Origin of the sequence: Arthrobacter hankyongi (assembly GCF_022012395.1) — a bacterium.
Classification (GTDB): Bacteria; Actinomycetota; Actinomycetes; order Actinomycetales; family Micrococcaceae; genus Crystallibacter; species Crystallibacter hankyongi.
In genome coordinates, this window is the sequence record NZ_JAKLTQ010000027.1 from 1 (window position 1) to 15066 (window position 15066).

At 69.2% G+C, this 15066-nt stretch carries 10 protein-coding genes and 1 riboswitch; of the genes, 6 read left to right on the forward strand and 4 right to left on the reverse strand.

Annotation, left to right across the window (positions count from 1 at the left end; genetic code table 11):
• The first annotated feature begins 231 nt into the window (after positions 1 to 231).
• Positions 232 to 324, forward strand: a riboswitch (SAM riboswitch).
• A 92-nt stretch (positions 325 to 416) separates the two neighbouring features.
• The 6 genes from sfnG (at position 417) to LVY72_RS21940 (ending at position 12264) form a co-directional block, all read left to right on the forward strand.
• The gene (sfnG, locus tag LVY72_RS21915) at positions 417 to 1571 is read left to right on the forward strand and encodes a dimethylsulfone monooxygenase SfnG (RefSeq protein WP_372463755.1); all 1155 of its coding nucleotides are present in this window, start codon (positions 417 to 419) and stop codon (positions 1569 to 1571) included.
• The gene (locus LVY72_RS21920; RefSeq protein ID WP_237826596.1) at positions 1568 to 3043 is read left to right on the forward strand and encodes an O-acetylhomoserine aminocarboxypropyltransferase/cysteine synthase family protein; all 1476 of its coding nucleotides are present in this window, start codon (positions 1568 to 1570) and stop codon (positions 3041 to 3043) included. Before sfnG ends, LVY72_RS21920 begins: the two co-directional genes overlap by 4 nt.
• On the forward strand, positions 3040 to 3540 hold the full coding sequence (locus LVY72_RS21925; RefSeq protein ID WP_237826598.1) for a CoA-binding protein: 501 nt from the start codon (positions 3040 to 3042) through the stop codon (positions 3538 to 3540). The genes LVY72_RS21920 and LVY72_RS21925 overlap by 4 nt, the downstream gene beginning before the upstream one ends.
• A 136-nt stretch (positions 3541 to 3676) precedes the next feature.
• Positions 3677 to 4189: a MarR family winged helix-turn-helix transcriptional regulator gene (locus LVY72_RS21930; RefSeq protein ID WP_237826600.1), complete on the forward strand. Its 513-nt coding sequence runs from the start codon at positions 3677 to 3679 to the stop codon at positions 4187 to 4189.
• Entirely contained in the window at positions 4189 to 6207 is a 2019-nt protein-coding gene (locus LVY72_RS21935; RefSeq protein WP_237826602.1) for an MDR family MFS transporter, read from the forward strand. The genes LVY72_RS21930 and LVY72_RS21935 overlap by 1 nt, the downstream gene beginning before the upstream one ends.
• 150 nt (positions 6208 to 6357) lie before the next feature.
• Positions 6358 to 12264: an Ig-like domain-containing protein gene (locus LVY72_RS21940; protein ID WP_237826607.1), complete on the forward strand. Its 5907-nt coding sequence runs from the start codon at positions 6358 to 6360 to the stop codon at positions 12262 to 12264.
• Positions 12265 to 12323: 59 nt separating this feature from the next.
• Here the strand turns inward: LVY72_RS21940 and LVY72_RS21945 are convergent, their stop codons facing one another.
• The 4 genes from LVY72_RS21945 to LVY72_RS21960 all read right to left on the reverse strand — a co-directional run bounded on the left by LVY72_RS21945 (position 12324) and on the right by LVY72_RS21960 (position 15038).
• Positions 12324 to 13070, reverse strand: coding sequence for a hypothetical protein (locus LVY72_RS21945; protein ID WP_237826608.1), 747 nt, complete (start codon positions 13068 to 13070; stop codon positions 12324 to 12326).
• Positions 13063 to 13620, reverse strand: coding sequence for an RNA polymerase sigma factor (locus LVY72_RS21950; protein ID WP_237826609.1), 558 nt, complete (start codon positions 13618 to 13620; stop codon positions 13063 to 13065). The genes LVY72_RS21945 and LVY72_RS21950 overlap by 8 nt, the downstream gene beginning before the upstream one ends.
• A 154-nt stretch (positions 13621 to 13774) precedes the next feature.
• On the reverse strand, positions 13775 to 14248 hold the full coding sequence (locus LVY72_RS21955; RefSeq protein ID WP_237826612.1) for a hypothetical protein: 474 nt from the start codon (positions 14246 to 14248) through the stop codon (positions 13775 to 13777).
• Complete coding sequence (locus LVY72_RS21960) at positions 14229 to 15038, reverse strand: carbon-nitrogen hydrolase family protein (protein ID WP_237826614.1); 810 nt, start codon at positions 15036 to 15038, stop codon at positions 14229 to 14231. The genes LVY72_RS21955 and LVY72_RS21960 overlap by 20 nt, the downstream gene beginning before the upstream one ends.
• Between the last annotated feature and the right edge of the window lie 28 nt (positions 15039 to 15066).

The following is a 15066-nucleotide window of genomic DNA, read 5'->3' on the forward strand; positions in this document are numbered from 1 at the left end:
TTCAAGCAATGCTCTGACCTGCAGGTTTACAGAAGTTGAAGCCTAAACATGGGCGGCGGGGCCCGGAGACCGGAGGGCGGCGGGGCCCGGCGGGCGGACGGCAGGCGAGGTCCGGCGGACGGAGTGGACCGGGCGGGGCCGGCCTCCAGCAAGTTCCCGGCCGGCCGCAATGCAGCGCAATACTCAGCCCGGGTCCTTGAACCGGCCGCCGCGGCTTTGCGACAATGTTGGGGACCATCCCGAGCGGCCGAGAGATCTGGCTCAGCGACGCCGCAGCAACCCCCCGGCCTTCCGGAAGGGTGCTACCGCCAGAAGCGATGGAGAGAGCGCAAGCAATCTTTGATCCGGAGCAGCCGTGCCCCCGGCCTGCAGGATCGTCATTGCCCGGGATTCCCTGCCACCCCACCAAGGAATTCATGATGAGCACCAGCACCCCCGTCAGCCCCGCCGCCGACCTGCGGACCCCGCTGAAGTTCGCCTACTGGGTCCCGAACGTTTCCGGCGGCCTCGTGGTCTCCACCATCGAGCAGCGCACCAGCTGGGACTTCGACTACAACAAGAAGCTGGCCCGGATCGCCGAGGACGCCGGCTTCGAATACGCCCTGTCGCAGACCCGCTACGCGGCCAGCTACGGCGCGGACAAGCAGCACGAGGCCACCAGCTTCTCGCTGGGCCTGCTCGGCGCCACGGAGAAGCTCAAGGTCATCGCCGCCGTCCATCCGGGCATGTGGCACCCCGGCGTGCTGGCCAAGTGGCTGATCACCGCCGACCACATCTCCAACGGCCGGGCCGCCGTGAACATCGTCTCCGGCTGGCTCAAGGACGAGTTCGTGAACTTCGGCCTGCCCTGGCTGGAGCATGACGAGCGCTACGTGCGCACCGAGGAGTTCATCACCGTCCTGCGCGGGCTGCTCACGCAGAAGGATTTCTCCTTCGCGGGCAAGTACTACAACATCAAGGACTTCACCCTCAGCCCCGGCCCGCTGGACATTCCTGGCCGGGCGCACCCCGAGATCTTCTTCGGCGGCAACTCCACCGCGGCCCAGGCCACCGCCGGCCGGCAGGCTGACTGGTATTTCTCCAACGGCAAGGACCTGGACGGCTTCAAGGAGAACATCGCCGGCGTGCAGGCCTCCGCCGCCGCCGCGGGCCGGAAGCCCCGCTTCGGCCTCAACGGCTTCGTGATCGCCCGCGGGACCGAGAAGGAAGCGCGCGAGACCCTGCGCGAGATCGTCGCCAAGGCCCATGTTCCCGCCGTCGAAGGCTTCCGGGACGCGGTCCAGGAGGCCGGCCCGTCCACCAAGGACGGCAAGGGCATGTGGGCGGATTCGAGCTTCGAGGACCTCATCCAGTACAACGACGGCTTCAAAACAGGACTCATTGGTACGCCCGAGCAGATTGCCGAACGTATTGTGGAGTACAAGAAGATCGGCGTGAACCTGCTGCTGACCTGCTACCTGCACTTCCAGGAGGAGGTCGAGGCCTTCGGCCGCGATGTGCTGCCGATCGTCCGCGAGCTGGAGGCAGATCTGGCCCGCAAGAACGATACTGAATTGGTTGGAGTTAAGTGAGCGAACGTAAATTCGGTTTCCGCACCCGTGCCCTGCACGCCGGCGGCACCCCCGATGCCGAGCACGGCGCCCGTGCCGTGCCGATCTACCAGAGCACCTCGTTTGTCTTCAAGGACACCGACGACGCCGCCAACCTGTTTGCGCTGCAGAAGTACGGCAACATCTACTCCCGCATCGGCAATCCGACGGTGGCTGCCTTCGAGGAGCGCATCGCCTCGCTCGAGGGCGGCATCGGCGCGGTGGCCACGTCCTCGGGCATGGCCGCCGAGTTCGTCACCTTCGCGGCGCTGACCGCGGCCGGGGACCACATCGTGGCCTCGTCCAAGCTCTACGGCGGCACGATCACCCAGCTGGACGTTACGCTGCGCCGCTTCGGGGTGGAAACCACCTTCATCGACTCCACCGACCCGGCGGAGTTCGCCGCGGCCATCCGGGAGAACACCAAGGCCGTCTACACCGAGGTCGTGGCCAACCCTTCCGGCGACATCGCGGACCTGAAGGGCCTGGCCAGGGTGGCGCACGGCGCCGGCATCCCGCTGATCGTCGACTCCACCCTGACCCCGCCCTACCTGCTGCGCCCGATCGAGCACGGCGCGGACATCGTGATCCACTCCGCCACCAAGTTCCTCGGCGGGCACGGCACCACCCTGGGCGGCGTCGTCGTCGAATCCGGCCGCTTCAACTGGGGCAACGGCAAGTTCCCGCAGATGACCGAGCCGGTCCCGTCGTACGGGAACGTCTCCTGGTGGGGCAACTTCGGCGAGTACGGCTTCCTGACCAAGCTGCGCTCCGAGCAGCTGCGCGACATCGGCCCGTCCCTGCCGGCGCAGTCCGCCTTCCAGCTGCTGATCGGCGTGGAGACCCTGCCCCAGCGCATGGACAACCATCTGGCCAACGCGCAGAAGGTGGCCGAGTGGCTGGCCGCGGACGAGCGCGTGGTCTACGTGAACTACGCCGGGCTGCCGGGCCACCCGCACCACGAACGGGCCAAGGAACTGCTGCCGCTGGGCGTGGGCTCGGTCTTCTCCTTCGGGGTCAAGGGCGGCCGCGCGGCCGGGCAGACGTTCATCGAGGCCCTGCAGCTGGCGTCCCACCTGGCCAACATCGGCGACGCCCGCACGCTGATCCTGCACCCGGGATCCACCACGCACCAGCAGCTCTCCGCCGACCAGCTGGAGGCAGCCGGCGTGCCGGAGGACCTGATCCGCATCTCGGTGGGCCTGGAGGACGTCGAGGACATCATCTGGGACCTCGACCAGGCCCTGGCCGCCTCGCAGCAGGCCGGCGCCGAACACGGCCCGGACCGTACGCACGAGGATCATGTCTTCAATCCGGGCGAGTTTGCCTCCCCCACGTACGACGGCGAGGCGTGCGTCCTGCCGTCCGCACGGGCCGCGGCAACCGAGCCGGGCACCCGGGTGGTCGAAGCCGTCGAAGAAGCCGTCGAAGCCGAGGAAGGGGCCGCCAAGTGAGCACCGCTGCCGCCGAACGCACCTGGGAAGGTCCCTCCGCCCCGGAGCGGCTGAACATCCTGCGCAGGACGAAGAGCATCGCCATCGTCGGCGCCTCGGACAAGCCCAGCCGCGCGTCCTACTTCGTGGCCACGTACCTGCTGTCCTCGTCCCCGTACAAGGTGTACTTCGTCAATCCGGTGGCCAAGGAGATCCTGGGCCAGCCGGTCTACGCCTCGCTGGCGGACCTGCCCGAGACCCCGGACCTGGTGGACGTCTTCCGCAAGCATGACGACCTGCCGGGCGTGCTGGACGAGGCGATCGCCGTCGGCGCGAAGACCATCTGGCTGCAGCTGGGCTCCTGGCACGAGGAGGTCGCCGCGAAGGCCGAGGAGTCCGGACTGAACGTGGTTATGGACCGCTGCGTGAAGATCGAGCACGCCCGCTTCCACGGCGGCCTGCATCTGGCCGGTTTCGACACCGGCGTCATTTCCTCGAAGCGCCAGCTCACCGCGTAGGGGCCCCCACATCAGGCCGCCGCACTCTCCGGAGTGCGGCGGCCTTGCGCGTTAACCGCCCTGCCAGGAATAGTTAGTTGACTTACCAAACTAATCAACGTATAGTTGCTGGAGGCAACCAACAAGTAGAGGCATCATGAGCGTTACCCCGAACACCGCATCCGCCCTAGTGCACTGCATCTTCGACCTGCAGCGCTCCGTCCGCTGCGCCGCCGGCGCCGCACCCCGCCACTCGGACCTCGGCGCGGCCGTTGAAGGCGTCCTGCGCATGATCAGTATCGCGGGCGAGACACGCGCCTCCGACATTGCTGCCCGGTTGGGCATCGGAAACTCGGCGATGAGCCGCCAGGTGGCCGACCTTGAGGAGCACGGCCTGGTGGTGCGGCGGCCGGACCCCGCAGACGGGCGGGCGCACCTGCTCTCGCTCTCGCCCGAAGGCCGGGAGCGGCTCGCGGAGGCGGAACAACGCCGGACCGAAACGATCCAGGCACTGCTCTCGGGCTGGGAAGAAGACCGGGCCCATGAGGCGGCCCGCATCATCGCGGACCTCAACGCGGCCCTGCGGGCCGCCCTGCAGAATTCACCCCGGGCAACGAAGGCCGGAACCACCCAGGACCACAAGTCCGCAACGCTCGCAGGAGTGAACTGATGACAACCCCCACCACTGCACCACCCCACAGTGACGGGCAGATGACGCACCGCCAGATCCTGGAGGCCCTGACCGGGCTGCTGGCCGCCCTGTTTACCGCCATCCTCAGCAGCACCATCGTCGCCAATGCCCTGCCGACCATCATGTCGGAGCTGAAGGGAACCCAGACCGACTTCGCCTGGGTCATCACCGCCGCGCTGCTGGCGAACGCCGTCACCACCCCGATCTGGGGCAAGCTGGCGGACCTGTTCAACAAAAAGGTGCTGGTCCAGCTCTCCATCGTCATCTTCGTCGCCGGCTCCGTGGCCGCGGGCCTGGCGCAGAACATCCCGGTGCTGCTGGGCGCCCGCGTGGTCCAGGGCATTGCGATGGGCGGCCTGACCGCCCTGGCCATGGCCATCATCGGCACGATGATCCCGCCGCGCGAGCGCGGCCGCTACTCCGGCTACCTGGGTGCCGTGATGGCCGTGGCCACCGCCGGCGGCCCGCTGCTGGGCGGCTTCATCGTGGACAGTTCGCTGGGCTGGCGCTGGACCTTCTTTGTCTGCGTTCCGCTGGCCGTGATCGCGTTGGTGCTGCTGCAGAAGACCCTGAAGATCAAGCACGTGAAGCGTCCTGCCACGATCGACTGGGCCGGCGCCGTCCTGCTCACCGCGGGCGTCAGCCTGCTGCTGATCTGGGTCAGCTTCGCCGGCCAGGAAGGCTACTACGACTGGGCCTCCGGAACCTCCGCGCTGATGGTCGGCGGCGCCGTCGTACTGCTGTCCGCGCTGGTCGTGGTCGAAGCCAAGGTGTCCCAGCCGATCATTCCGCTGAAAATCATCGCCGAGCGCACCACGGCGCTGTCCATCATCGCCTCCATCGCCGTCGGCGTGGCCATGTTCGCCAGCTCCACCTACCTGGGCCAGTACTACCAGGTGGCCCGCGGCGCCACCCCCACCGAAGCGGGCCTGCTGACCCTGCCCATGATTGCCGGCAACCTGATCGGCTCGATCCTCTCCGGACAGCTGATCAGCCGCTACGGCCGGTGGAAGCGCTTCCTGGTCGCCGGGTCCGTGCTGTTGATTGCCGGCCTCGGACTGGCCGGGACCATCGACCACGAGACCGACATGGCACTCGTGGGCGGCTACACCTTCATCTTCGGCCTCGGCCTCGGCCTGCTCCTGCAGAACCTGGTCCTGGCCGTCCAGAACACCGTGGCGGCCAAAAACATCGGCGCGGCCAGCGCGTCTGTGGCGTTCTTCCGCACCGTCGGCGGCGCGGCGGGCGTCTCGGTCCTGGGCGCAGTGATGGGCACCCATGTCACCGACCTGGTCACCAAGGGCCTGCGCCGTGCCGGCATCCACACCGCCGGCTCCGGCGGCGCGTCGCTGGACCTGGTGGACCTGCCGCCGCGGGTCGCCCGCATCGTCCGCGCCGCCTACGGCGACGGGACAGCCCTGATCTTCACGGTTGCGGCCGTCATGTCCGTCGTGGCCCTGCTCTGCATCCTGTTCATCAAGGAAGCACCGCTGCGGCGCACCGTGGACATCGTGCCGGCCAAGCCGGCCGGCACCGGCCAGCATGCGGCAGTGCCGGCCGGCGACGCCGACCTGGACCGCGAGTTCGCCAAGGTCCTCGCCATGACCGGCAGCCTGCCCAAGGCCGGCCGGGACGGGGCCCAGCGCCAGGCCGAACCGCACCACCGCGCGCCGCTGGCAGCCGGTGAGCCGGACGGCAGCCGGGCCGCAGCCGATGCGCAGCTGGAACTCATTGCCCAGCTGCAGGTCACCCAGCGGCTGCTGGCCGAACAGCAGCTGCAGCTCAGCGCGGCCCTGAACAGCGTGGGCCAGGAGGCCGCCCGGCAGCGGGAGACCGCCGAGCAGCAGGCCCGGACCGCGGCGCAGCAGGCCGAAACCGCGCAGCAGCTGGCGGCCTTGGAACAGAGCCTGGGCGCCGAGCGGGAACTGCAGAAGAGCGCGGCGCACTACCTGGCCGCGCAGGCGGCCGCCACAACAGGCACAGCGCACCGGGACTGAGTCACCGGCGGAGGCTGCCCGCCGGGCCGCACGAACTTTCCATCGGAAAGGTTCACGGCCCGGCGGGCTTTTTGCTGCATCCCAAGAATTCCCCAAGGTCGGATGGCGATGCTGAGGCCAGCCGAATCGCTCGACCCAGGGGGAACTACGATGCTGCGCTCTGCCCGCCGGACGAAACCTTACGACAACCTGCCACCGGACAGAGGCCGCCGGCCTGCCGCCCGCCGGTTCACCGCCGGACTGGCGGCACTGGTCCTGGGCGCCGGCTTCCTGCCCGCGGCGCTCGCCCCGGCGGCGGTAGCCGCACCCGTGGGGCAGGGACTGACCCTGAACGCCGGCGATATGCGGTTCATCCTCAAGCAGATCAAGATCGCCGAGAACCACGCGACCAAGGAAGACGCCGACGGAAAGCCGGTTCCCGGCCAGCCGCTGCTGGGCAGCGGGCCCAACCAGATCGCCAACGCCCTGCTGCCCTACGGGCTGCGCACGGTGGACGGCTCGGAGAACAACCTGGTCAAGGACCAGGGCCACTACGGGGCGGGCAGCCTGCCCTTCCCGCGGATGGCCGATCCGCAGTGGCGCACCACTGCGGACGGGAAGAGCTACGGGACGGTCAACGCCAACCTGACCGACGCCGAGCCGCGGTTCATCTCCAACGTGATCGTGGACCAGACCGCCGCCAACCCGGCAGCCATCGCGGCCGCCGGCAAGGCCCACCGCACCGTCAATGACGGCCCCACCGCGGTGCCCTGCGCGGAGGGCCAGGACCCGGCGACCGAGCATTGCGTACCCGAAGGCGGGACCCTGGACATCCCGAACGTCACCACCGACTTCGGACTCTCCCCGCCCTACAACGGCTTCTTCGCGCTGTTCGGCCAGTTCTTCGACCACGGCGTGGACTTCACCAAGAAGACCAGCAACTACGTGATGATGCCGCTGGCGGCGGACGATCCGCTGGTGCTGGAGGGCAAGGTCCCGGCCAGCCAGCGCTTTATGATCCTGAACCGGGCCGAGAACCAGCCCGGTCCCGACGGCAAGCTGGGCACCGAGGACGACGTCCCGGACGGCACCAACACGGACTCGCCGTGGGTGGACCAGAGCCAGACGTACTCCTCCCATCCCTCGCACCAGGTCTTCCTGCGCGAATACGAACTGAGCGACGACGGCAAGCCGGTCGCCACCGGCCGGATGGCCGAAGGAACGCCCAACGGTACCAAGGGCGGCATGTCCACCTGGAAGGACCTCAAGGGCCAGGCCGCGGCCAAGCTCGGCCTGCTGCTGTCCGACGCCGACGTGGCGAATATCCCGCTGCTGGCCACCGACCAGTACGGCCGCTTCCTGCGCGGGCCCCACGGGCTGCCGCAGTACATCACCCAGGACAACCAGCTCATCGAGGGCAACCTGGACAGCCCGGTGGCTCCGCCGGCGGACGTCCAGCGCACCGGCATCGCCTTCCTGGACGACATTTCCCACAACGCGGTGCCCTTCGACTCCCGCACCGGCGCCCCGCTGGCCAAGGACGACGACGGCGCCATCACCGGCGCCGCCGCGCGGCAGCCGGCGGGCACCTACGACGACGAAATGCTCAACGCGCACTTCGTCGCCGGCGACGGCCGGGTCAACGAGAACATCGGACTGACCGCGATCCACCAGATCTTCCACTCCGAGCACAACCGGCTGGTCGGCTACATGCAGGACCTGCTGACCTTCCTGAACCTCGACCTGGACGAGTGGAAGCTGGCCAGCGGGGCCTGGAACGGCGAGCGTCTCTTCCAGGCCGCCCGCTTTGTCACCGAGATGGAGTACCAGCACATCGTCTTCGAGGACTTTGCGCGCAAGATCCAGCCGGGGATCAACCCGTTCAACGTCTTCACCCAGTCCGATACGGGGATCAATCCGGCGATCAAGGCCGAGTTCGCCCACGCCACCTATCGCTTCGGGCACTCCATGCTCACCGACCGGGTGGACCGGAAGACCAACAACGGCACCGACATCGGCATGCCGCTGCTGGAGGCCTTCCTGAACCCGCCGGCCTACTACGCCAACGGCGGCAGCCAGCTGAGTCCGGAAGCCGCCGCCGGCGCCATCGCGATGGGCATGACCGACCAGGTCGGCGCCGAGCTGGACGAGTTCGTCACCGACACGCTGCGCAACAACGTGCTCGGGCTGCCGCTGGACCTGGCGGCGCTGAACCTCGCCCGCGGCCGGGACACCGGCGTTCCGTCGCTGAACAACTTCCGCACGGACCTGTACCGCAAGACCAACGACTCCTCGCTGAAGCCGTACGAGAGCTGGGTGGACTTCGGCCAGGCGCTGAAGCACCCGGACTCGGTGGTCAACTTCATGGCCGCCTACGGCACCCACCCGAGCATCACGAATGCCACCACCATCAAGGCCAAGCGCGCGGCGGCGCAGCTGCTGTTCGACATGGACGTGACCAATCCGGATACCCCGGCGGACGCCTATGCCTTCGTCAACAGCGCCCCGGAGACCCAGTGGGCCACGGACAACGGCAGCTCCGCCACCGGCGTGGACGCGGTGGACCTCTGGGTCGGCGGCCTGGCCGAGGCCCAGAACCTCTTCGGCGGGCTGCTGGGCAGCACCTTCAACTACATCTTCGAGCGCCAGCTGACCGACCTGCAGGACGGGGACCGGCTGTACTACCTCTCCCGCACCTCGGGCCTGAACCTGCGCACCCAGCTCGAAGGCAACTCGATGGCGGAACTGGTCATGCGCAACACCGACGCCGCCGCGCTCAAGGCCGACGTCTTTGGCGTCGCGGACTGCGAATTCGAACTGGGCAGCATCACCCCGGGTACCGGCAACAACGTGCTGGACGATCCGGCGTCGGCCTGTGACGAATCCAAGCTGCTGCTGCGGATGGCGGACGGAACCATCCGCTACCGCGTCTCCAACGCCGTGGACCGGCCGGGCCTGAACGCCCAGGCCACCTACAACGGCACCTCCGGCCGGGACCGGGTCTGGGGCGGCGTCGACAACGACACCTTCTGGGGCAACGAGGGCGACGACGTCATCGAAGGCAACGACGGCGCGGATACCGTGCTCGGCGGCGAGGGCGATGACCGGATCACCGATTCCGCCGGCGACGACGTGCTCAAGGGCGGGCCGGGCAACGACGCCATCGACGCCGGCCCGGGGCTGGACATCATCATGTCCGGCGACGGCGACGACTTCGCCAACGGCGGGCTGAATGCCAACGAGACCTTCGCCGGCGAAGGCAACGACCTGGTCATGGCCGGCGACGGCCCGGACACCGTGTTCGGCGGCGGCGGCGACGACTGGCAGGAAGGCGGCAACTCGAACGACCTGCTCCAGGGCGACAGCGGGGCGCCGTTCTTCGACGACCTGAACAAGCCCGGCCACGACGTGCTGATCGGCGACAGCGGCGAGGACGACTACGACGCCGAGGGCGGGGACGACATCATGGTCGCCGGCCCGGGCATCGAGCGCAACCACGGCGTCTACGGCTTCGACTGGGTGACCCACGCCCGGTCCGTGGAACCGGGCGACTCGGACATGCGCATGCTGATCGTGGACGGCCCGAACGCCCTGCGGGACAGGTTCCTGCTGGTCGAAGGCCTCTCCGGCTGGGACAAGGACGACGTGCTGCGCGGCGAGGACACGGTTCCGTCCGATCCGGCCGGAGACGAGGTCGGCGTCCCCGGCCTGACCAACGTGCTCGACGCCGACGGCATCAAGCGGATCGACGGCCTGGCCGGCCTGCTGCCGAAGGGCGCCACCGAGTTCGGCGCCGGCGACATCATCATCGGCGGCTCCGGTTCGGACCAGATCTGGGGCAACGGCGCGGACGACATTATCGACGGCGACAAGTGGCTCAACGTCCGGCTGAGCGTGCGCACCGACCCGGCCGATCCGGCCACCGAGACCCGCAGCGCCAACTCGCTGAAGGAGCTCCAGGCGGACCTGCAGGCCGGCAGGATCAACCCCGGCAACGTCGTCATCGTCCGGGAAATCCTGGACACCGCGGCGGAGACCGACGTCGACACCGCGAATTACTCCGGCGCACGGAACGAATACGACATCACCACCACCGACGGCGTCACCACTGTGACCCATGTGGGGGCTACCGGCAATGTCGATGACGGCACGGACCGGCTCACCAACATCGAACGCCTCCAGTTCGCGGACGGAGCCTTCGACATCAACGGAGCGGAAATCGGGACTCCGACGGTGACGGCCCAGGATCCGCAGGACGGCGCCACCGAGGTTCCGGTCACGGCCAACGTCACGGCCACGTTCAGCGAGCCGGTCACCGGCCTCGACGAAAACTCGTTCCGGATGTTCAGGGCCTTCGACGGGGAATTCGTGCCCGCCACAGTGTCCTGGGACGAGGCCACTCGAACGGTAACCCTGAATCCGGACCAGGACCTGGACCAGGACACGGTGTACATCGTGGAACTGGGCGACACCATCCAGGACGCCGACGGTCTGGCGCTGGCCCAGGCCAGCTGGAGCTTCACCACCGAGGGGCCGGCCCCCACCGTGGCGGTGCGGACTCCGGCGAACGATGCGACGGAGGTCGCGGCCAACAGCACCGTGAGCGCCACGTTTAGCGAAGCGGTGACCGGCGTCGACGGAAGCACCATGACGCTCACTCCGGGCACCGGAGCAGGCACCCCCGTGGCGGCTACCGTGAACTACGACGAGGCCACGCACACGGCGACACTGGATCCCAACGCCGACCTGGCCGCGGACACCGTCTACACGGTGCGCCTGACGGAGGGCATCAAGGACGGCAGCGGCAAGCCGCTGGCAGCGACCAGCTGGACGTTCACCACCACCGGACCCGCCCCCGCGGTGGCCGGGCGGACCCCGGCGTCGAACGCAACCAACGTGGCCACCAACGCCAACGTAACCGCGACCTTCAGCGAGGCCGTACCCGGCATCAGCGCCGGCACGATGACGCTGACGGCGTCCAACGGTGCCGCGGTGCCTGCCGCGTTCAGCTACGACCCGATCAGCTGGACGGCCACGCTGGACCCGAACGCCAACCTGGCCGTCAACACCCGGTACACGGTGAAGCTGGCCGATGGCATTACGGACCGGCAGGGCAAGGCGCTGGCGGCAACCTCGTGGTCCTTCACCACCGAAGCCGGACCGGCCATCACCGGACGGACCCCGGCGGTGAACGCCACCAATGTGGCCGCCAACGGCAACATCACCGTGACGTTCAGCAAGCCGGTCACCGGTGCCGGCACCGGCACGGTCACGCTGCGGGGGCCGAACAACGCTGCGGTTGCCGCGGCGGTCGGCTACAACGCAGCCAACCGGACCGTGACGCTGAATCCGAATGCGAACCTGGCCGCCGGCACCCGCTACACGGTGGCCCTGGCCGCCGGCATCCGCGACGCCAGCGGCAACCCGCTGGCGGCCGCCAGCTGGAGCTTCACCACCGAAGCCGGTCCGGCCATCACCGGACGGACCCCGGCGGTGAACGCCACCAACGTGGCCACCGGCGGCAACATCACCGTGACGTTCAGCAAGCCGGTCACCGGGATCAACGGCACCAGCCTCCGGGTCACCAACCCGGCCGGCACTACCGTAGCGGCGGCAGTAAGCTGGAACGCCGCCACCCGGACCGCCACGTTGAACCCGAACGCCAGCCTGGCCGCCGGCACCCGCTACACCGTCCGGCTCAGCAACGCGATCAAGGACGGCACCGGCAACCCGTTGGCAGCCACCAGCTGGAGCTTCACCACCGCGCCCGGACCGTCGCTGAGCAGCCGGACCCCGGCACCCGGGGCCACCGGTGTGAGCCGGGCGACCAACGTCACGGTCAGGTTCAGTGAACCGGTCACCGGCGTGGGGCGGTCCAGCTTCCGGCTGTTCAACAGCCGCGGGCAGGAGGCGACGGGCACCGTCAGCTACAACGCGGCCACCCGCACGGCCACGCTGAACCCCAGCGGCACCCGGCAGGCCAACACCCGCTACACGGTGAGGCTGAGCAACACCATCCGGGACGCCGACGGCAACCGGCTGGCGGCCACCAGCTGGACGTTCACCACCGGCCGGTAAGTCCAGGCCAGTAGCCGCAAGGGCCGGCTCCCGGGAAAACCCGGGGGCCGGCCCTTGCGCTACTGCCGGTCCGAATCCTCGCCGCGCAGCCGCGTCAGGGCCTCCCGGACACTGTCCACGAGCCCGTGCCCGGCCTTGTCCAGTCCGCGCCCGGCTTTGCCGCGCCGGTCATGGGCATCTTCGCGCACCTTCTGCCATCCGCGCCCGGCCCTGTCCAAGGCACGCTGGTTTGCCTTCGGCGCGGGCGTCCGGGCCTGTTTCGGTCCGGCTTCGGCCTGGGGACGCTTCGCCGGGGCCTTCGTTTGCTCCGGTACGGTCTGCTGCCGGCGGTGGCCGGCAGGCGGTGCCGGCGGCACTGACGCCGGGGCCGCCGTCGGAGCCGGGGCCGCAACCGAGGCGGGAGCCGTAGCCGCCGGGGACGCAGCCGCGGCCGCCGTCGTTTCCGGAGACGGCGTGGCCGTGACCGTCGGGAGGGCAGTCGAACTGATCCCAGGCCGGCCGAAGTCGGCGGTGCCGTCCGCTCCGGCCTGGACGCTGAAGTGGAAACCCCCGCTGGCCGCGGCGACAGCCCCGGCTCCCAGCCCCATGGAGGCGGCAACGAGGACACCGGCCAGGAAATTGCGCTGGCGGCGCCGGCGCGGTGCCCGGGACACCGGCCGGTCTACGAAAAAGGCGGCCACGGCGGCCGAGGCTTCCGGCACCGGCCCGCGTCCCAGGTCGCGGATCGCGGCCAGCGCCCCGCGCAGCTGGGGGCTGTCCGGTTCCTCCCGGTCCCGCCCGCCGAACAGCTCGTCAGGTTCAGGCATAGGATTCCTCCTCCCGCTGGCTCTCGACCAGTTTGCGCAGCGCGCCCAGCCCCCGGCGCTGCAACTGCTTGACCGACCCTTCGGAGCGGCCCATGATCCGGGCGACCTGTTCCACCGGAAGGTCGGCAATGATGCGCAGCGACAGGACTTCCCGCTGGTCGGGCTTCAGGGCCGCCAGCAGCCCGACGGCGTCCCCGCCGGCGCGCTCCAGCACCAGTTCCTCCGCCGAGGCACTGGTGCGCAGGTCGGTATCCGGATCATAAACCGCCGGCACCGGCCGCCGGGCACGGCGGCGTGCGGCGTCGACGGCCCGGGCGTGGGCAATGGAAAAGGCGAAGGTGCGCAGGCCCTCCGCGCCGCCGGTGACGGTGGCCAGTTTTTCGAACAGCGTCAGGAACACCTCCTGGGTGGCCGCCTCGGGATCCTCGAGGCCGCGGGCGGTCAGATAGCCGAACACCTGCGGGGAGAGGCTCCGGTAGATTTTGTTCGCTGCCGGGCCACTGCCTGAAGCTGCCGCGGACACATCGCCGTCGGTCAGCAATGATTCCACGTCAGGTCCTTCGGTCACTTCGAATACGGCGACCTCAGTTTAGCCACAGCATCCCCAATCCGGCGGCAAGGGCAGAAACCGCGCCGGAGCTCGTTGGGGGGGAAGCTCCGGCGCGGTGCCTACATAAACGTAATCGCCGCCGGTGCCGGAAAAGTTACGGGGCCGGCAAATTTTTTTCCGATGCGGGGAAAATCTCCCGCACCAGGGCGGTTTCGGCCGCCGGCGTGCCTGCCGGCCAGGACACCACCACCCACTCGGACCGGTAGGCCGTCCGGCCGGCGGCGGCCTCTCGCGGCACCGCTTCGGCGGCCAGCTCGCGCGTGGCGTACCGGACGAAGCGCACGTCCGTGCCGGCCTGCACCGCCTGCTGGCAGCGTCCGGACCGGCATGCGGTGCCGGTCACGTCCTCGACCGGGTCCAGCTGCCCGCTGCGGTCGTGGCCGGCCACTACGGCCTGGATGTCCCGGTACTTGTCCGGGTAGAGCCAGTGCTCGGCTGCGGCCAGCCCCGCGGTGGCCAGGACCATCCCCGCCGCGATCAGCGCCAGCGTCCCCCAGCGCCGGCCCGGCGCCCACATGGCGGGGCCGGTATGCCCGGGGGCGTCCGGGTCAGAGCTGCGGTTCGACAACGTTCATGCTGCCGGCCAGCCGGCGGTTCTTGAGCACCGGCAGGAATTCGCGGACCTCGTCGATGCGCCGCCGGGTGACGTCCACGGTGACGATGCCGCGGTCCTCGTCATTGAGGTAGTCGTGCGGCACACCCATAGGGTCCAGCACCACGGAGTGGCCTACGGTGTGCTCGCTGGAGGTGCCGGCGGCCGCCACCCAGCAGGTGTTCTCGATGGCCCGGGCCTTCAGCAGCGTTTCCCAGTGGTCCACCTTGTGGTCGCCCTTGAACCAGGCCGCGGCCACGCAGATCAGGTCCGCGCCTTCGACCGCCAGCGCCCGCGCCATCTCCGGGAAGCGCAGGTCGTAGCAGGTCATCATGCCGACCTTCAGGCCGCCGATTTCCACCAGCACCGGCTCGCCGTCGCCGGGCTTGATATGCGCCGATTCCCGGTAGGAGAAGGCGTCGTAGAGGTGCAGCTTGCGGTAGGTCGCCAGGATCCGCCCGGTTTCGTCCACCGCCACCAGGGTGTTGTACGGCCGGGACTCGCCGCTGAATTCGTAGCCGCCGGCGATCACGGCGATACCGGTCTGCGCGGCGATGAAGGACACCTGCTGGACGAAGATGGACCAGCCGGTCTGCACGGCGTCGGCCAGCTTCCCCTCGACCTTGCCGACGGTGAACATGGATTCCTCCGGGAAGAGGACCAGTTCCGCACCGCCGGCCTTGGCTTCCTCGGCCAGCGAGCGCATCACGCGCAGGTTCTCGCTGACGTCCCCGGTGGGGTTGAACTGCCCAACGCTTACCTTCATGGCGCGCTCCCGTCTTGCCGGCGTGCTG

Bases quoted from the DNA above. Each gene is read 5' to 3' on its own strand.
- LVY72_RS21940 (WP_237826607.1), top strand. From the start codon at position 6,358: ATGCTGCGCTCTGCCCGCCGGACGAAACCTTACGACAACCTGCCACCG.
- LVY72_RS21935 (WP_237826602.1), top strand. From the start codon at position 4,189: ATGACAACCCCCACCACTGCACCACCCCACAGTGACGGGCAGATGACG.
- LVY72_RS21930 (WP_237826600.1), top strand. From the start codon at position 3,677: ATGAGCGTTACCCCGAACACCGCATCCGCCCTAGTGCACTGCATCTTC.
- LVY72_RS21945 (WP_237826608.1), bottom strand. From the start codon at position 13,070: ATGCCTGAACCTGACGAGCTGTTCGGCGGGCGGGACCGGGAGGAACCG.
- sfnG (WP_372463755.1), top strand. From the start codon at position 417: ATGATGAGCACCAGCACCCCCGTCAGCCCCGCCGCCGACCTGCGGACC.
- LVY72_RS21960 (WP_237826614.1), bottom strand. From the start codon at position 15,038: ATGAAGGTAAGCGTTGGGCAGTTCAACCCCACCGGGGACGTCAGCGAG.